Consider the following 17701-nt stretch of genomic DNA (forward strand, 5'->3'; position numbering starts at 1 on the left):
GCTCTCCCTTAAAATCCGCGAAATTTTACCACACGCGCCTTAATCCCCACTAAATCGCACGGGCGAGGTATATAAATTTTAATTTTAAAAGCGAATTTAGTGGCGCGCGCTAAGCTTTATTAAATCAATACTTCGTTACAATCCACATTAAATTTTAAAACCGAGGCGAAAAATGTCTAGAATTCCGCTGCAAAGCCCGTATTTCGGAATATTCGTAATGCTAATCCTAGCCTTTTGCGTCTTTTCGCTCATCGTTAAACTATCCTCTTTGGTAGGCTCGCGTTTGGCAGACAGGCGCGACGAGCGGCTAAAGGGCGAAATTTACGAAAGCGGCCCCGAGGCCGTCAAGCAGCCTAACCGAATGAACTCCCACTTTTTTTTGATAGCCGTGCTTTTCATACTTTTTGATGTCGAGATTATCTTTATGTTTCCGTGGGCGGTAAATTTTAAAATTTTAGGCGTGTTCGGGCTCGTGGAGATGGCGTTTTTCATCGTATTATTAGGCATCGGTTTCATCTACGCCTGGAAAAAAGGAGCGCTAAATTGGCAGAGCATAAGATAAACTACGCGCGCGAAAACGGGCTTCCCGTAGTTCTCACCACCGTCGATAAACTGATCGCGTGGGGCAGGAGCAACTCTTTGTGGGCGATGACGTACGGGCTTGCGTGCTGCGCGATCGAGATGATGGCGGCGGGCGCGGGCAGATTTGACTTCGACCGCTTCGGCACGATATTTCGTGCAAGCGCTAAGCAATCGGATGTGATGATAATCGCAGGCACGCTTAGCAAAAAGCACGCCGAGTTTACGCGCCGCCTATACGACGCGATGCCAGAGCCTAAATGGGTTATCAGTATGGGCAGCTGCGCCAATACCGGAGGGATGTTTAATACCTACGCTACGGTGCAGGGCTGCGACCGCATAGTGCCCGTGGATATCTATCTGCCAGGATGCGCGCCGCGCCCCGAGACGCTGCAGTTTGCGATGATGGTGCTGCAAAAAAAGATCCGCACCCAAACCCCGCGCCGCGCGCAAAAGGCAAAAAGGCTGATCTGATGAGAAAATTTAATCCCAAAGGCGATCAGAGTAAAAAAAATTACTACAAAGACAGATTTTTTATCCCCGAGGAAACGCAGAAGTTAGACGCAAGCGCGAGCGATTTTAAAGATGATCTGGACGCGCTTGAAGGCATTCAAATTTTAAACTCATATGTGGAATTTAACACCCTTGTGCTCTATGTGGAGTCTGCGCAAAATTTAGCGGCGCTGCGTGCGCTTAAGGGCGCGGGATATGAAATTTTATGCGAGCTAAGCGGCGTGGATTTTACCGAGGCTCGCGGCGGTATCGAGGTTTTTTATCAGCTTTTGGACATCAAAAGGGCGCGCCGCGCGCGGCTAAAGTGCTTTGTGGCGAATGAGAGCTTTTTGCAAAGCGCTGCGGGCATCTACAAAAGCGCGAACTGGGCGGAGCGCGAGCTATACGATATGATGGGCGTTTGGATAGAGGCTCATCCGAACTTGGCGCGTCTAATAATGCCCGATGATTGGTTCGGACACCCGCTTTTAAAGTCCTATCCGCTGCAAGGAGATGAGTTTGCCAGGTGGTACGAGGTGGATAAAATTTTTGGGGTTGGTGCACGCGAACGCATCGGCGAAGAAAACCGAAATTCCGCATTCGTGGATAAAAAAGATACCTTTAACTTTACGCGGCTCTATCACGAGAGCGGTTACGGCGAGCCGCGGCCGCAAGAGAAAATTTTACAAGAATATCAAGAAGAGGGCGGCGTGCGCTTCGTAAAACGCGCCAAACGCGGAATTTACAAGATCATTACAAAGAGAAAATAATGCAAAATCCAAGCAAGCTAAGACCGTTTTTCGAAAACATCGAGTACGAGCGCGAGGGCGCGAATATGATCTTAAATTTCGGTCCGCAGCACCCAAGCGCGCACGGCCAGCTAAAGCTAGTGCTGGAGCTTGACGGCGAGCGTATCGTGCGTGCGCGCCCGGGCGTGGGCTATATGCACCGAGGCATCGAAAAGATGGCAGAAAATATGATCTACACGGAATTCGTCCCCGTAACAGACCGCGTCGATTATGTCGCATCGGGCTCGAACAACTACGGCTTTTGCGCCGCGGTCGAGAAGCTTTGCGGCATTGAAGTGCCGCGCCGCGCGCAGATCATCCGCACGATCTTGCTGGAGCTTAATCGCATTAGCTCGCACCTTCTGTTTTTGGGCACGCACGCGCTTGATATCGGCGCGATGACGGTATTTCTCTACTGCTTTCGCTCGCGCGAATACATACTTGATCTCATAGAGAAATACTGCGGCGCGCGCCTTACGCACAATAATATCAAAATCGGCGGCGTATTTTTGGACCTGCCTAACGGCTGGTTAGAAGAGATGTTGAAATTTTGCGACGAATTTCCAAGCGACATTAAAGAATTTGAAGATATGCTCGATACGAATAGAATTTGGCTTATGCGAACCGAGGGCGTGGGCGTGATCTCGCACGAAGATGCCCTTAGCTGCGGCTGTAGCGGAGTGAGCTTGCGCGCTAGCGGGCATGCGTGGGATATCCGCAAGGAAGAGCCCTATCTCATCTACGACGAGCTTGATTTCGACGTGCCGTATGCGAGCGAGGGCGACTGTTATGCTCGATATAAGTGCTATATGGCGGAGATGCGCGAGAGCCTTAAAATTTTGCGCCAGTGCGCGAAGCACTATCCGCTGAGCGATCCGCAAATTTTAGCGATCGATCCCGCTTACGTAAATCCTAGCAAAGAGCAGATTATGACGCAAAACTACTCGCTGATGCAGCATTTTGTGCTGGTTACGCAGGGCTTACGCCCGCCCGTGGGCGAAATTTACGCCGCGAGCGAGAGTCCTAAGGGCGAGCTTGGATTTTATATCCGCTCGATGGGCGAAAGCCGCCCGTACCGCCTTAAGATCCGCACGCCGAGCTTTTGGCACTGCGCGGTCTATGAAGAAATTTTACCCGGGCAGTATCTTGCCGATGCAGCGGCGATCATCGGCAGCACGAATATTATCTTAGGCGAGGTAGATCGATGAAACGCTACGATTTGAGGCATCTGGGCGATAAATTTTTAAACCGCATGGGCGAAATTTTAAAAAATTCCGCTCGCGGCGAGACGATGATCTTTATGTTTGAGATGGGCGATTTCAGCGCGGTTCAAAAAAGCGCAGATCTGGTGGAGGGGCTAAATTCCACGCTATTAAATTCTATCAGATACAATCAGGTCGATTGGATGATCGTCGCCAAAAAGGGGAGAGGATGAAAATTTTAAATTTTGCGTCGCTGCTTAGCCTGCAAAATCCCGCGCTCGCAGAAGATTTTAAGAGCGCTGAAATTTTAAGCGTATCGCCGCTGCAAGATCCGCATCTTCCGGGCGAGCTGATAAAATGCGAGATCGGCGCGCAAAGCTTCGTGCTGGCGCTAGTCTGCGCTAGTTTTTGCGACGAGCCCTATTTTGCGGATCTGGATCTGGAGTATCTAAGCGGCGAAAGCAGCGTGGGCGAGGAGGAGATCGAGCAGATCGCGGAGTTTTTGCAAAGCGGCTGCGACGCGATTTTGATCGACGATGCGCTTATTAAAACTCATCCCGATGCCGAAAATATCAAAGCCTTTCTATCTCTCATAGCGGCGAAGTTCGGGGTTAAAATTTTAAGCTTACGCGGTGAGCGAGCGGATTTAGGCGCGCAAGAGCGGGCAAATTTAAGCCCCCTTAAAGAGCCTGAGAATTTCGACGGCGCCGTGGTTTTCAAACACGATGCGGACGAGCGGCTCATCGGCGGAAGGTATTTTTGTATGGTCGCAAAGATCAAGGGCGGCGATCGCGTCCGCATCAAAACGCCGCACCTAAATTTGGAAAAAGAATTTATTTTGGATGAGGAGCTAAAGGGCACGATTGCGCTTTTGGGCTCGGGCGGGCAGGGCTTTGGCGGTTATAATTTCGAACTAGCCGAAATTTCTAAGGTTTAAAATGGCAAAGATCACGATCGACGGTAAAGCTTGCGAGTGCGACGAGGGCGAGTACATCTTGCAGGTCGCGCGTCGCTGCGGCGTTTTTATCCCTGCGCTTTGTTATCTAAGCGGCGGTACGCCGACGCTCGCATGCAGGCTTTGTATGGTCGAAGCGGACGGCAAGCGCGTCTATAGCTGCAACGCCAAGGCCAAAGACGGCATGGTCGTTTACAGCCGCAGCCCCGAGATCGACGCCGAGCGCGAAGCGATCACGCAGGTTTATTGTATCAACCATCCGATGGCGTGCGGGGTTTGCGATCAAAGCGGCGAGTGCGAACTTCAAAATTTAGCCCATCTGATGCGCACAAACACCCAAAGCTACGCTATCCGCGATACGGCGCGCGAGGTGCAGGATTGGGGTTATTTGAGCTACGATCCTAGCCTTTGCATCGTTTGCGAGCGCTGTATCACCGCCGCGAAAGACCGCCTGGGCGTAGATGCGTTTAAGCTCGTTCCGCGCGGCGGAGACGCGCCGAGTAAGGAGCAAAAGGACGCGATGCCAAAAGATGCCTACGCCGTGTGGAACAAGTTGCAAAAAAGCCTAATCGCGCGGGTAAATGAAAATGATGATTGCGTAAACTACGGCGAGAGCGCGGCGGTCTGCCCGACGGGGGCTTTGGTAGAGAGCGCGTTTAAATACGTTTCAAACGCCTGGGAGCTGCGTCAAATCCCCGCTTCCAATCCGCACAGCAGCGATTGCGAACTGCTTTATTACGAGATCAAGCGCCGCGGCATAGGCGAGCCGCGTGAAAAAATTTATCGCGTTAGCAGCGACATAAATTTTAGCGTCCTGCATGCAGGAGCGCGCTTCGGCTGGGATTTTTCAAACGAGCGGGCGAGCAAAAACGATGCGGTTTTTAACCGCATCGTGCGCGGCATCGAGGACGGCGAGATTAAAAATATTAAATTTAATAGCTTCATCACCAACGAAGAAGCGCGGATTTTAGAGCTTTTGCGGCAAAAATTTAAGCTCGCTCTGATTAACGATGAAGCGCTTGCGTATCAAAAATTCCTGCGCGAATTTTCTAAGCTTAGCGGCACGAAATTTTATAATGCGGATTCACAGACGATTAAAAATAGCGATTTCATCGTAGTTTGCGGCACGTTTTTACGTAGCGACGCACCAAATCTGGGCTATGCGGTAAACAGCGCCTGCAGGCTAAATAAGGCAAGCGGGATCTATTTTCATCCGTTTTGCGACGAGGGCATTAAGGGCTTTGGCAAAAATTTTATCCATCAGCCGCACGCCGCGGGCTTGAAGGCACAGATCCTGCTTTGGGTCTTGCAAAAGTTCGGGCGCAATCTGCCTGAGTGGCTGGATGCGAAACTTGCGGCGGAATTTGAAATTTCGCGCGCCGCGGCGAAGGAAAATTTAGACGAGAAACCCGCAGATTCGCAAAATTTAGAGCGCACCCAAAATTCTGAAAATTCCGCAGGCACAAGCGGCGCAGATTCCATAAAAAATTCGGCGCAGAATTCCGAAAATCCCGCGGAAAGTAAAATTTCAAATTTCGCTCGCGCGCTGGGTCTGAACGAGCAAAAAATAGATGAAATTTTGGCTAAAAAGGAGCATTTTTCGCTCATCATCGGCGAGGATTTTATCCGCACGCCAAATAGCGCCACGCTTGCGCGTCTAGCGGGCTTGGTGCAGCGCTACACGCCGCTAAAAGTGCTAGTGGTGCCGCCGCGCACGAACAGCCTGGGCGTCGCGCTCATCTGTGAGCTTAGCGCGCAAATGAGCGCGGGCGAGACGCTAGGCTACAATGAAGCGGGCGATATAAGCTTCGGCGTGTTGGAAGCGGATCTGGACGCGCCTAGCTTGGTGCAGCAGGAGGGCACGTTTACGAACTACGATAAGCGCGTGGTGCCTACCAATGCAGCGCTTGATTACGGCGGATACGAGCTAAACGACATCGCCTGTGCGCTTGGGGTCTGCGCGAAGCATGCGATCGGCTATACGCCTAGCTTGGGCGCGGATTTTGAGCCGATTAAATTTGACGATTTAGAAAATTTTTACGACAACGGCGGCGCAAACCACCGCGGATATGAGCTGCGAAACGAGGAGCTCTCCGCTAGCGAGGAGGAGTTTGAAATTTCGCTTTCAGCGCCGATTAGCGCGGGCGAGGGCGAAATTTTAATCTATGAGGCAAATCCGCTGCATCAATTCAATAAATTTAGCGGCGCAAGCAGCGGGCTGGGCGAAGCGGGCGCGCTGTATCTAAGCCCCGACATCGCCGAAGCTCTGGGCGTGAGCGCAGGCGACATCGTTAAAATTTACCAAGCGGACGGCGCGGGGTATAATGAAAAAACTAGCGACGCGGGCAAAACGAGTGCCGCTAATGATAAAAGCGGTGCCGGTAATGAAAATAGCGAAAGCGGCGCGACTGAGTTCGTAAGCTTAAACCGCGAAATCGTCGCTAGCGTAAAGATCGATCCGGGCTTTAGCGGGGCGTATCTGCCGTATTTTGATGAGAAACTGCACAGCGAGATATTTTTCAAAACCTCACGCTATGCAAGCGTAAAAATCGAGAAAATTTCAAAGGAGAGGGCAGATGAGCGATAGTGCATTTTATTTCGTAGCTACCGTCTTAAAGACGCTCGTGATTTTAGCCGTCATCGCGCTGCTCTCGGGGCTTGCGACCTACGCCGAGCGCAAGGTGCTTGCCTTTATGCAGCGTAGGATCGGCCCCTCTATGGTCGGGCCTGCGGGGCTTTTGCAGGTGGGCGCGGATATGATAAAGCTTTTTACCAAAGAGGATGCGATCCCTGCGCGGGCGAATAAGTTTCTTTTTAAAATCGCGCCGATAATATCGGCTACGGGCGCTTTCGTGGCGCTTTCGGTAGTGCCGCTGCTGCCGGAGTTTACGATCGGCGGGCGGACGATACAGCCGATTTTAAGCGATATAAATGTGGGAATTTTATTTTTGCTCGGAGCTAGCGGTACCTGCGTTTACGGTCTGCTGATCGGAGGGCTTGCGAGCTACAATAAATGGGGCACGATAGGCGCGTTTCGTGCGTTTTTGCAGATCACCTGCTTTGAGGTGATAAACGGGCTTAGCCTGATCCCTATCGTGATGATCACGGGCTCGCTCTCGCTTATAGACATCGTAAGCGCGCAAAGCGGCGGCATCGACAAGTGGTTTATCTGGAAAGAGCCCGTCTGCTTTGCGCTCTTTCTCATCGCTGCTTTCGTCGAGTGCAACCGCACGCCTCTGTGTCTTACCGAAAACGAAACCGAGATCGTAGCGGGTGCGGGGACGGCGTATTCTGGCATGCGCTGGGGTATGTTTTTTATCGGTGAATACGCCAATATCATAACCTACTCCGTCGTTACGACGCTGCTGTTTTTGGGCGGATTCAACGCGTTTTGGTTTATCCCCGGCGGCATTATGATGGTATTAAAATCAAGCCTCGTGTTTTTCTGCTTTCTATGGGCGCGCGCGGCGTGGCCGCATCTGCGCCCCGATCAGCTGATGGGGCTTTGCTGGAAAGTCTGCATGCCGTTAGCTCTTGCTTGCGTGCTAATTACCGCGCTAGCGATCGTTTAAGGAGGGCGCGATGGCAAGATACGCCCAGATCGATAAACGAGCCCCTATTAAATCCGGCGGCGATAAGTTTCGCAGATTCTTAGCCCGCACCTTTAACGGTGAGCTTTTCGTGGGGCTGTGGGTGGTGCTAAAAAATATGTTTAAGCGCGGCGGCTCGCACACGCTTCGGTATCCTATGGAAAAATTTGTTATGCCGCCTAGATACCGCGGCGTGCATAAGCTAATGCGCCTGCTTGAAAGCGGCAGCGAGCGCTGCATCGGATGTGGCTTGTGCGAGAAGATCTGCGTGGCGAACTGCATCGCGATGGAGACCAGCCTCGGCGCCGACGGCCGCAAAAAGGTAGATAACTACTCGATAAATTTAGGGCGCTGCGTCTATTGCGGGCTTTGCGCGGACGTCTGCCCCGAGATCGCTATCGTACACGGCTGCGAATATGAGCTTGCTAGCGAACAGCGAGCCTACTACGGCTTCAAAGAGGATCTTTTGATTCGCGGCGAAAATTTATGTTTAAACGGCGCGGCGCAGGAGTTTGCAGGCTATGGCAGCCTGGATGAAAACGCAGGCGCGCGGATCAAGGTGACGCCGAACGCTTATATAAAAAGCGACGCCGCAAGCGATGAGCTAAGCTCAAAGAGCGCGGATTCAAATTTAAAAAGCAGCGCCGCGGAAAGCTCCAAAAAAGAGGGTACCGCTAGCGATAAAATTCTATTTTCGGGCGGCGCGGGCTTAAGCGGCGAAATTTTATCCGAGCGGCAAAATACCGAACGGGCGAGCTTAAAGGAAAGCTCCGCCGCAGACGCTGAAAATTCTAAAGAGAATTCTATTGTGGGCGCTGAAAATTCTGCGCCCGATTCGCAGCGAAATTCCAAAGAAAGCTCCGCCTCGCAAAGCGCCAACGATTCCGCCGCTCAAAGTAAAAATTTTAAAGAGAATTCGATTGCGCCGCACGTCGAGAATTCCACAGGCGGTCTTGCTACGGACGGCGATTCTGGGGAAAATTCTAAAGAAAATTCTGCCATGCAAGACGCGGGGAGTTCCGCCGCGCGAGGTAAAAAATCTAAGGCAAATTCCAAAAAGAATTCCGCCGCGGACGCTGAAAATTCTACGCTTGATTCGGCGCGGAATTCCAAAGAAAATTCCGCCTCTCAAAGCGCAGAAGATTCCTCAGCGCAGGGGGAGGAGCAATGATACAAACGCTTGCATTTTATTTTTTCAGCGCGGTTTGCCTGGCACTTTTCGGCATCAGCGTTTTTAGCAAAAACGTCCTTTACGCCCTTAGCGCGCTGGCTGGCGGCATGGTCTTTATGAGCGGATTTTTCTTCTTGCTAGATGCGGAGTTTTTGGGCGTAGTGCAGATCATAGTCTACACTGGTGCCGTGATCGTGCTTTACGGCTTCGCGCTGATGTTTTTGGGCGCGGATAAAAACGTAAGCGAGCCGAAAAAGGGGGCAAGGCTATTTTTCGCGCTTAGCGGCGTGATAGCGTTTTTGCTCGTAATTATCGCGCTCGGCGCGGTAGTTGCGAACAACGTAGAGACGCTTAAAATTTTAAACACCGACGATACCGAGGCGCTTGGGATGATTATCTTTACGAAATATCTGGCGATTTTCGAGCTTGCAGCCGTGATGTTGCTCGTGGCGATGATCTGCGCTATCGTGCTTGCGCATAAGCAGATGGACGCGAGCCTGAGCTACGAAGAGAGCGAGGGGTAAAATGGGTCTAAATCACTATTTGATCGTCGCTGCGATGATGTTTGGGCTCGGGCTTGCGGGTATGATGAAGCGACGGAATTTAATAATGCTCTTTTTTTCGAGCGAAATTTTATTAAACGCCGCAAATTTGGCCCTCGTCGCCGTGGCGAAATTTTACGACAACATAAACGGCGAAATTTTTGCGCTTTTCATCGTAGCGATCGCCGCGAGCGAGATGGCCGTGGGGTTAGGGCTACTCATCTTGTGGTATAAGAAGACGGGCAGCATCGAACTTGACAGCTTCGTAAATTTTAAAAATCCTTCTAAGGACGGGCCGGATGCTTGATACCGTTTTTGTATGGCTCTTAATCGCCCTTTTTGCACCGCTTGCCTCGGCGATCTTCGCAGGCGTTTTCATTCGCGCCAAAGATAAGATGTTTATTGGCGTAGTCTGCTCGGCGCTGGTGATTTTAAGCACTATCGCGTCGCTTGCTTTGATGGAGCTCGTCTCTGACAACCGCCTAATCAGCGTAAGCTTAGCCGATTTCATAAGCACGGGATTTTTGGATGCAAAATTTAGCTTTCTCATAGATAGTGTAAGTGCGGTGATGATGGTGGTCGTAGGTATCGTATCCAGCGTCGTGCACGTGTATTCAATCTACTATATGTGGGATGATGAAAACTTCGCTAAATTTTTTAGCTTCCTGGGGCTTTTTGTATTTTCGATGCTGGTTTTGGTAACGAGCGATAATTTTTTAGGGCTTTTCATCGGCTGGGAGGGGGTCGGACTCTGCTCGTGGCTGCTGATCGGCTTTTGGTACAACAGGAGCAATTACAGCTGGTGCGCCAACGAGGCTTTCATAATGAACCGTATCGCAGACCTTGGGATGTTGCTTGGAATTTTTTTGATCTATTTAAATTTCGGTTCGTTGCGCTACGAGGTGGTGTTTGCGAACGCAGCGAGCTTGGAGCCTGAAATTTTAACCCTGATCGCCGCACTTTTATTTATCGGCGCGATGGGCAAAAGCGCGCAGTTTCCGTTTCATACCTGGCTGGCCGACGCGATGGCGGGTCCGACGCCCGTATCCGCGCTTATTCACGCAGCGACGATGGTTACGGCGGGCGTTTATCTGGTAATCCGCGCAAACTCTATTTTCGCGCTCGCTCCCGAAGTAAGCGGTTTTATCGTCTGCTTGGGCGCTTTCGTGGCGGTCTTTGCGGCGTCGATGGCGCTGGTTCATAACGATCTTAAAAAAATCATCGCCTACTCCACGCTCTCGCAGCTTGGCTATATGTTCGTAGCTGCGGGGCTCGGGGCGTATTGGATCGCGCTATTTCATCTGGCGACGCATGCGTTTTTCAAGGCACTTCTATTTTTGGGTGCGGGCAACGTAATGCACGCGATGAAAGATGATCTAAACATCCAAAATATGGGCGGATTATATAAGTTTATGCGGCCGACGGCAATTTTAATGTGCATAGGCTCGCTCGCGCTTTGCGGATTTTATCCGTTCGCAGGCTTTTTCTCAAAAGATAAAATTTTAGAAGCGGCGTGGAGCGCGGACGCGTATTTTATCTGGGCGCTGCTGTTTGCAGGCGCTGCGATGACGACGTTTTACAGCGTGCGTCTAATAATGCTTGTGTTTTTTGGTAAGGCAAAATACTCGCACCATCCGCACGAGGCGAAAGGCTTTGCCCTCATCGCGATGGGCGTATTAGCCGTGCCTGCGGTGATCGCAGGCTTTTTCGAGCACGATTTTGCTGAGTTCGTGCTTAGCATACTGCCGGGCTTTAAAGCTTCGATCCCGCACGGCGTAGAGGTAATTTTGATCGCCCTAACGCTAGCGATGATAAGCGCGGTGGCGATCGGCACGATTTGGATATACGGCAAGGGTAAATTTAGCCAAAATTTAAAGAACTGCAAATTTTATAAAATTTTGATCGCTCAGTATTTTATCCCGCAAATTTATGAGCGCGTGATCGTGCGCGGATACGCCAAGCTTAGCGAGATCTGTGCTAAATGCGACGGCGCGATCATAGACGCCAGCGTCGATCTGATCGCTCGCGTGGCGGTAAAAAGCGGCGAAGGTGCGGATCGTGCGAGCAATAGCGGAGATTTGAGCGCAAATTTAAGGTGGATGGTTTTGGGATCTTTCATTTTGCTGATTTTGGCGTTTGCGCTGTGAGGTGGGCATGGAATACTTTTTAAGTTTGGTTATATTTTTTCCGGCGGTAGCTGCGGTTTTAGGCTTTTTGATCGACGAAGCGAGCATCAAGACCTACGCCGTTACGATGAGCTTTATAGAGTTCGTGCTTTCGCTAGTTTTGTGGATACTCTATGAGCCGGTGGACGGCATCGCGTTTAGCGTGCTGCACCCTTTCATAAGCGAATACGGCATCAACTACTTCATCGGCGTGGACGGAATTTCGCTGTTTTTAGTGATCCTAAGCACGCTGGTTACCTTTTTAGCGCTGCTTAGTCTAAGTATTAAAGAGCGCGCCAAAAATTTAATCATCTGCATTCTATTTTTAGAAATGACGATGGTGGGCGTTTTTGTGGCGCTGGATGCGATTTTGTTTTACATCTTTTGGGAGCTTTCGCTCATTCCTATGCTCTATATCATCGGCGCGTGGGGCAGCGGCAAGAGAATTTACGCTGCCGTGAAATTTTTCATCTACACTTTCCTGGGTTCGATGTTTCTACTTGTAGGACTCGTGGCGATGAGCTATTTCTATCACGAGGCTACGGGCGAGTACAGCTTTAATATCCTAGACTGGCAGAGCCTATCGCTGCCGCTTAGCACGCAAATTCCTCTGTTTTTGGCATTTTCGATCGCCTTTGCGATCAAGACCCCTTGCTTTCCTTTTCATACCTGGCTGCCGTATGCGCACGGGCAGGCCCCTACGATAGGCTCGGTTCTGCTTGCCGCGGTGCTTCTTAAGATGGGCACCTACGGCTTCGTGCGATTTTCGCTGCCGCTGTTTCCGGATGCGAGCGTCTATTTTAGCGGGATGATGTGCGCCGTAGCGATCGTTATGATCATCTACGCGAGCTTCATCGCCTTTGCGCAAAAGGACATCAAGCAGGTTATCGCGTATAGCTCGATCGCGCATATGGGCGTCATAATGCTAGGAATTTTTTCAATGAGCCGCGAAGGAATGAGCGGCGCGGTATTTTTGATGATAAGCCACGGTATCGTAAGCGGCGGGCTTTTTATGCTTGTAGGCTTTTTATACGACCGCAGGCATACGAAGCTTTTTAGCGAATTCGGCGGGCTTGCGCGGGTGATGCCGCTTTATGCGTTTTGCTTTTGCGTCGTGCTGCTGGGCTCGATAGGCCTTCCTCTTACGATCGGTTTCGTGGGAGAATTCTTAGGCCTTGTTGGGATTTTTAAAATAAGCTTTAGCTATGCGCTTTTGGGTGGACTCGGCATCATAATGGGCGCGATCTATTCGATGAATCTTTATAAAAAGACCTTCTTCGGCGCGCTCGTGCATGAGGAAAATAAAAAGCTAAGCGATCTAAACAGAACCGAGCTTTGCTCTATCATCCCTATCTGCGTGCTGGTGGTAGCGCTGGGCGTCGCGCCGAATCTGATGCTAAAAAGCATCGAGCCCAGCGTGACGCAAAGCCTTGAGTTGATGTTTAACAAAGCCTCTCAAACCGCGACTCGCGCCTATATGGAAAAAGCAAATTTTAAGGTAAGAAGCGATGCAAAATAATCTTTTAAATTTAGCCTCGATCGCGCCTATGGCGATACTTGGAGGATTTGCCCTGCTGATGCTCGCGGTTTCGCTTTTTGCGCGCACGCTATCGTATAAATTTTACGCCGTCATCACGATACTGGCGCTAGCTCTGGGCTTCGGACTCGTTTTTGGATACAACAGCGGCATACGCGGGCTTTTTGACGTGATGCTGGTGGACGGAATCGCGACGCTATCGATGCTTATCATGCTCGCGGGCTCGATATTTTTCATCTTTCTGTCTTTGGGTGCAAGAAGCGCGCACGAGTACCACACGGCGGAGTTTTTCGTGCTGTTTTTATTCGTGCTCGTGGGCTATGAGTTTATGGTCGCGAGCGAAAGCTTAATGATGATCCTCGTTGGGCTTGAGACAGGCTCGCTGGCGCTTTATACGCTAATCGCGCTTCACAACCGCGCCAGATCGGTCGAAGCGGCGCTAAAATACTTCATAATGGGCGCGCTGGGATCGGGCTTTTTCGCATTCGGCGCGGCGATGTTTTTTCTATCTACGGGCTCTATGGAAATTTCAAATATCGCGCAGATCGCCAAGAGTTCAAATTTACAAACCAGCGTCCTGCTTTTCGCCGCCTGCTCATTTATGATCGTCTCTATAGGATTTAAGCTCTCGCTGATCCCGTTTCACACCTGGACGCCCGACGTTTACGAGGGCGCGAGCTCCGCTATGGCGGGCTTTTTGTCCGTAGTGCCCAAGATCGCGGGCTTTGTCGTGGCGATCAGGCTGTTTGAAGCGCTGCAAAGCATCGGCGTGCAGTGGCTAAACATCGTGCTCTACGCCGTAGCGGTGCTTACGATGAGCCTATCAAACCTCATGGCGCTCGTGCAGCGCGACGTCAAACGGATGCTGGCTTTCAGCTCCGTTTCGCACGCAGGCTTCGTGCTCTGCGCGATCGTGATCGGCTCGACGCAGGCAAACGCCGCACTTTTCACCTACTGGATCCTATACGCCGCGGCGAACCTCGGCGCGTTTGCGTTCATTTGGTGCGTGCGGCAAAGGCGCGCCCGCTCGTTAAATTTAAAATTTAAAACCCAAAGCCCCGTTTTAAATTTAAATGCAAACGGCGAGGATGAGAGGAATTTTATCTCAAACGCAAAGCTTTCTTTTTCGCAAAATAACGAGCTAGGCGCTACCGGCGAGTTAAATTTAGGCGCGAGCTGGCAAGATTCAGCCTGCGCCGAGTGGAGCGTTAAAGCGAGCGAGCCAAATTTGAAAGCGATCGAGCTCTGCGCGGAAGCGAGCCTTTTCGGCACTAAAACTTGCGAGCCCGGCGCCGAAATTTCCGCGCAAAGCTCTAAATTTACAGCTCGCTTCGAGCATCCGTTTGAGAAATTTGACGGGCTGATCCGCACCCATCCGCTCTTTGCGCTATGCGCAGCGATTTTTATGCTCTCGCTTGCGGGCATTCCGCCGTTTAGCGTGTTTTGGGGCAAGATGTATCTGCTAAGCGCGGCGGTCAATTCGGGCTACTTTGCCCTCGCCGTAATCATGGCGGTAAATAGCGCGCTCGCGCTGTATTACTACCTGCGCCTCATCGTACGTATGTTTTTGCACGAGCCGCAAAAGGACGCGGAGCTTGACGGCCCGCTGAGCGCGGTCTCGGTGCAGATAAAATTTGCCGTCGTGCTAGCTAGCGTGGCATGCGTGCTGGCGCCGTTTTTGGTAAAATTTCTAACCGGCGCGGTAAATAATTTCGTCTTTTTAAGCGGGTATTAGAGTTTTAGTGTTACATAGAGTTGCGCTATAGCGCCATATAAATTTATTATTAAAAGAAATTAAATGAAACTAAAAAGTTTGATATTGAAAAATTTTAGGTCGTATAAAGATGTAAAAATACTTTTTGATAAAAGTATGAATGTTATCATTGGGCAAAATGATGTAGGAAAATCTACTATATTAGAAGCTTTGGATATTTTTCTTGAAGGCGGTACAATAAAAATAGATATGACCGATTTTAGTAAGAATTCTGAAGGTGGTACAATTATTATAGGTGCAGAATTTATGGTTGATGGTGAAAAGGAAATTTTAATAGATGCCTCTAATAAAACAAAATTGAGAGATGAACATCTTTTGAATAACGATAACTCTTTAGAGATAGTAAAAGAATTTGAAATCAAAAATGAAAAATTACAAAAGGAAAAAGTATTTATAAAAGCGCAGTATCCGAAGGAATACTCCAATGAGCCTCTAATTAACATGAAAATTACTGACTTAAAAAAGAAACTAAATGAGAAATTTAATGAAGAAGAGGTTAAAGATATAGATAAACGAACTAATGCTGAAATAAGAAAGGCGTTATATGGCAAGGCGAGCAATGAATTCGAAGAAATAAAAATTGATATAACGAAAGAAGATGCCAAAGCCATATGGGAGCAGTTAAAAAAATGGTTGCCTTTATATTTTTTATTTCAGAGCGATAGAGCAAATAAAGATAGCGATGCCGATATACAGAATCCCTTAAAAAGTGCAACAAAAATAGCCGTAGCTAAATTTGAAGAACAATTTAATATGATAAAAAGTCAATTAGAAGAGGAACTAACAAGAATAGGCAACGAGACAATAGATAAAATGAGGGAAATGGGGCTAGAAAATACAAATTCTTTAAAACCCCAAATTAGTAATAAAAGCCTAGATACTTTATTTTCATTTAGTTTGGAAAGCGACAATGGGATTGCCTTAAATAAAAGAGGAAGCGGTTTTAGAAGAATGGTGCTATTAAATTATTTCAGAGCCGAGGCTGAAAGAAAGCTAGATAGTGATGAAAACAAGGATAAGGATATAATTTATGCCATAGAAGAACCGGAAACCGCACAGCATCCAAATCATCAAAAAATGCTTATAGAAGCATTAAAAGAGCTATCTTGTAAAGATAACTACCAACTTGTACTCACAACTCATACTCCAGAAATAGCAAAAATGGTTGATGAAGAAAATTTGATATTAGTTAGTAAAGTGAACGATGTTGCTATTATTAATAATGGAGGTAATAAGCTTGATTTAATAGCCGATACATTAGGAATTTTGCCAAGTATTCATCCTGAAAAAATTCAAAAATTAAAAGTAGTCGTATGTGTTGAAGGTTATACGGATATTGAATTTCTTAAAAATATTAATAAAAACATTATAGATTTTAAAAATATAGTTGACTTAGAAAATGAAGCTATATTGATGATTTTTTTAGGCGGTGCCTCTATTCAACATTATGTAAACTATAATTATTTAGTAAAATTGAATATCCCGCAGATTCATATATATGATAGCGATTATAATCAAAAAGACACAGCTAAACATTATCAGTACCAAAAGTATTTAGATAAAGTTATAAATTCTGGCAACATAGGCTATCTTACAAGGAAGGCTGAAATAGAAAACTACATACATCCAGATTTAATTAAAAGCGTTTATTTAATAGAAACTTGTTTTCACAATAAAAGTGACGGTTGGTTAGAAGAATGGAATAGTCTTGATTTATCAAATTTTATTAATCAAAATGTAGATAAGACAAATAAAGATATAGAACCTATATCCAGTCCTAGAACATCAAAAAAATACATAGCTACTGAGCTTTCAAAGCAACTTACAAAAGAAATGCTTGAAGAGCTTGATGCTTTTGATGAAATAAAAGGGTGGTTCGAAAAAATAGCGGAGCTAATCAATAAATAAATTGCATAGTGTTTTAAAAATCAAAGAATTTTAAGTAGAGCCAAATGTCAAGTTAAAGTTTTTAAAATTTCAGAATATAAGCTTTCGAGCGGCGCTGAAATTTTATCCGCGAACTGCGAGCGATTGAAGGTGCGCTGGCGCTTTGCAAGCTGTACCGTGTGCAGGCTTACGAGCTGCTCGCACTGCGCCCGCGAGATCTGCCCGCGCAAAAGCTGCCCGCACTCCTTTAGCCCGATGCAGCCTAGCGCCCTACACTCTGAGCCGTAGCGAGCGAATAAAAACTCCGCTTCCTCCAAAAGCCCGCGCTCAAACATCGCCTTCGTGCGCACCTCGATACGTCCTGCAAGCCATTGCTTGGGCGCCTCGATCTCAAAAATTTTAATATCCGAAATTACTGGCGGAGCGGTGTTCTCGCGCAGAAATTTACTCGGCGCCTCGCCGCAAAATTTATAGATACTTAGCCATTTTTTTAAACGAAAACTGTCTGCTGCGCTAAGCTTTGCGGCAAATTCCGGATCGATCCGCAGCGCTAGAGTGTAAATTTCATCGTTTGAAATTTCGCTTTTAAAATCGGGAACCTTCGGCGCCAGCCCGCTTAGCATCGCTTTGAGATAAAACCCGCTGCCGCCCGTGATTATCAAAGGCGCGCCGCTAAGCTCCGCGAAAGCCCGCGCAGCTGCGTATTCTTTGATAAACTCGCCGACGCTGAAGTACTCGTTTGGATAGATTAAATTTACGCCGAAGTGCCTGATCTCGCGCAGCTGCTCCTTGCTTGGCTTGGCGCTTGTGATGTCGATCTGCCGGTAAATGCAGAGCGAATCGAGGCTCAAAATCACGGCGCCGATTTCGCGCGCGATACTTAGCGCAAGATCGCTTTTGCCGCTTGCGGTGGTGCCGATGATCGCGATCTGCGGGCTTGCATGCGAGTTTTGATTTTGGCTCAAGGCGTTTCCTTTCGTAAATTTTTCGTTCAAATTATATCAAATTTAGAGCTATTC

The 17701-nt window shown here is 48.7% G+C and carries 15 protein-coding genes and 1 pseudogene; 15 read left to right on the forward strand and 1 reads right to left on the reverse strand.

What is annotated here, in order from left to right; translation table 11 throughout:
- Nucleotides 1-172 precede the first annotated feature (172 nt).
- The 15 genes and pseudogenes from Q0117_RS08635 to Q0117_RS08705 all read left to right on the forward strand — a co-directional run bounded on the left by Q0117_RS08635 (nt 173) and on the right by Q0117_RS08705 (nt 16703).
- Complete coding sequence (locus tag Q0117_RS08635; protein WP_005869774.1) at nt 173-562, forward strand: NAD(P)H-quinone oxidoreductase subunit 3; 390 nt, start codon at nt 173-175, stop codon at nt 560-562.
- A complete protein-coding gene (locus Q0117_RS08640; RefSeq protein ID WP_005869772.1) occupies nt 544-1053 on the forward strand; it encodes an NADH-quinone oxidoreductase subunit B family protein in 510 nt (169 codons plus the stop codon). The genes Q0117_RS08635 and Q0117_RS08640 overlap by 19 nt, the downstream gene beginning before the upstream one ends.
- Entirely contained in the window at nt 1053-1841 is a 789-nt protein-coding gene (locus Q0117_RS08645) for an NADH-quinone oxidoreductase subunit C (protein ID WP_297924601.1), read from the forward strand. Before Q0117_RS08640 ends, Q0117_RS08645 begins: the two co-directional genes overlap by 1 nt.
- Nucleotides 1841-3067 carry an NADH dehydrogenase (quinone) subunit D gene (gene nuoD, locus Q0117_RS08650; RefSeq protein ID WP_297924603.1) on the forward strand — a complete coding sequence of 409 codons (1227 nt, stop codon included), beginning with the start codon at nt 1841-1843 and terminating at the stop codon, nt 3065-3067. The genes Q0117_RS08645 and nuoD overlap by 1 nt, the downstream gene beginning before the upstream one ends.
- Nucleotides 3064-3294: an NADH-ubiquinone oxidoreductase subunit E family protein gene (locus Q0117_RS08655; protein ID WP_297924605.1), complete on the forward strand. Its 231-nt coding sequence runs from the start codon at nt 3064-3066 to the stop codon at nt 3292-3294. Before nuoD ends, Q0117_RS08655 begins: the two co-directional genes overlap by 4 nt.
- Entirely contained in the window at nt 3291-3998 is a 708-nt protein-coding gene (locus Q0117_RS08660; protein ID WP_297924607.1) for a hypothetical protein, read from the forward strand. Before Q0117_RS08655 ends, Q0117_RS08660 begins: the two co-directional genes overlap by 4 nt.
- 1 nt (nt 3999) lies before the next feature.
- Entirely contained in the window at nt 4000-6603 is a 2604-nt protein-coding gene (locus Q0117_RS08665) for an NADH-quinone oxidoreductase subunit G (RefSeq protein WP_297924609.1), read from the forward strand.
- Nucleotides 6593-7588, forward strand: coding sequence for an NADH-quinone oxidoreductase subunit NuoH (gene nuoH / locus Q0117_RS08670; RefSeq protein WP_297924611.1), 996 nt, complete (start codon nt 6593-6595; stop codon nt 7586-7588). The genes Q0117_RS08665 and nuoH overlap by 11 nt, the downstream gene beginning before the upstream one ends.
- Before the next feature lie 10 nt (nt 7589-7598).
- Nucleotides 7599-8183: pseudogene (gene nuoI / locus Q0117_RS08675) on the forward strand (NADH-quinone oxidoreductase subunit NuoI); the annotation flags it as partial.
- Nucleotides 8184-8773: 590 nt separating this feature from the next.
- Nucleotides 8774-9301, forward strand: coding sequence for an NADH-quinone oxidoreductase subunit J (locus Q0117_RS08680; RefSeq protein WP_297924613.1), 528 nt, complete (start codon nt 8774-8776; stop codon nt 9299-9301).
- 1 nt (nt 9302) lies between these two features.
- Complete coding sequence (gene nuoK / locus Q0117_RS08685) at nt 9303-9626, forward strand: NADH-quinone oxidoreductase subunit NuoK (protein WP_005869753.1); 324 nt, start codon at nt 9303-9305, stop codon at nt 9624-9626.
- Nucleotides 9619-11466, forward strand: a complete 1848-nt coding sequence (gene nuoL, locus Q0117_RS08690; protein ID WP_297924615.1) for an NADH-quinone oxidoreductase subunit L — start codon at nt 9619-9621, stop codon at nt 11464-11466. The genes nuoK and nuoL overlap by 8 nt, the downstream gene beginning before the upstream one ends.
- A 7-nt stretch (nt 11467-11473) precedes the next feature.
- A complete protein-coding gene (locus Q0117_RS08695) occupies nt 11474-13003 on the forward strand; it encodes an NADH-quinone oxidoreductase subunit M (protein WP_297924617.1) in 1530 nt (509 codons plus the stop codon).
- Nucleotides 12993-14756: an NADH-quinone oxidoreductase subunit N gene (locus tag Q0117_RS08700; RefSeq protein ID WP_297924619.1), complete on the forward strand. Its 1764-nt coding sequence runs from the start codon at nt 12993-12995 to the stop codon at nt 14754-14756. Before Q0117_RS08695 ends, Q0117_RS08700 begins: the two co-directional genes overlap by 11 nt.
- Nucleotides 14757-14819: 63 nt before the next feature.
- Nucleotides 14820-16703, forward strand: a complete 1884-nt coding sequence (locus Q0117_RS08705; RefSeq protein ID WP_297924621.1) for an ATP-binding protein — start codon at nt 14820-14822, stop codon at nt 16701-16703.
- Between the two features lie 47 nt (nt 16704-16750).
- Here Q0117_RS08705 and miaA read toward each other — a convergent pair whose 3' ends face one another.
- Nucleotides 16751-17647: a tRNA (adenosine(37)-N6)-dimethylallyltransferase MiaA gene (miaA, locus tag Q0117_RS08710; RefSeq protein WP_297924623.1), complete on the reverse strand. Its 897-nt coding sequence runs from the start codon at nt 17645-17647 to the stop codon at nt 16751-16753.
- Nucleotides 17648-17701 lie beyond the last annotated feature (54 nt).

The sequence above is a fragment of the uncultured Campylobacter sp. genome, assembly GCF_937997535.1.
In the GTDB taxonomy this organism is placed as follows: Bacteria; Campylobacterota; Campylobacteria; order Campylobacterales; family Campylobacteraceae; genus Campylobacter_B.

What these genes read in the sequence shown, in the direction of transcription:
- Q0117_RS08635 (WP_005869774.1), top strand. Translation starts at nt 173, where the DNA reads ATGTCTAGAATTCCGCTGCAAAGCCCGTATTTCGGAATATTCGTAATG.
- Q0117_RS08645 (WP_297924601.1), top strand. Translation starts at nt 1,053, where the DNA reads ATGAGAAAATTTAATCCCAAAGGCGATCAGAGTAAAAAAAATTACTAC.
- nuoD (WP_297924603.1), top strand. Translation starts at nt 1,841, where the DNA reads ATGCAAAATCCAAGCAAGCTAAGACCGTTTTTCGAAAACATCGAGTAC.
- Q0117_RS08655 (WP_297924605.1), top strand. Translation starts at nt 3,064, where the DNA reads ATGAAACGCTACGATTTGAGGCATCTGGGCGATAAATTTTTAAACCGC.
- Q0117_RS08660 (WP_297924607.1), top strand. Translation starts at nt 3,291, where the DNA reads ATGAAAATTTTAAATTTTGCGTCGCTGCTTAGCCTGCAAAATCCCGCG.
- Q0117_RS08665 (WP_297924609.1), top strand. Translation starts at nt 4,000, where the DNA reads ATGGCAAAGATCACGATCGACGGTAAAGCTTGCGAGTGCGACGAGGGC.
- nuoH (WP_297924611.1), top strand. Translation starts at nt 6,593, where the DNA reads ATGAGCGATAGTGCATTTTATTTCGTAGCTACCGTCTTAAAGACGCTC.
- Q0117_RS08680 (WP_297924613.1), top strand. Translation starts at nt 8,774, where the DNA reads ATGATACAAACGCTTGCATTTTATTTTTTCAGCGCGGTTTGCCTGGCA.
- nuoK (WP_005869753.1), top strand. Translation starts at nt 9,303, where the DNA reads ATGGGTCTAAATCACTATTTGATCGTCGCTGCGATGATGTTTGGGCTC.
- nuoL (WP_297924615.1), top strand. Translation starts at nt 9,619, where the DNA reads ATGCTTGATACCGTTTTTGTATGGCTCTTAATCGCCCTTTTTGCACCG.
- Q0117_RS08695 (WP_297924617.1), top strand. Translation starts at nt 11,474, where the DNA reads ATGGAATACTTTTTAAGTTTGGTTATATTTTTTCCGGCGGTAGCTGCG.
- Q0117_RS08700 (WP_297924619.1), top strand. Translation starts at nt 12,993, where the DNA reads ATGCAAAATAATCTTTTAAATTTAGCCTCGATCGCGCCTATGGCGATA.
- Q0117_RS08705 (WP_297924621.1), top strand. Translation starts at nt 14,820, where the DNA reads ATGAAACTAAAAAGTTTGATATTGAAAAATTTTAGGTCGTATAAAGAT.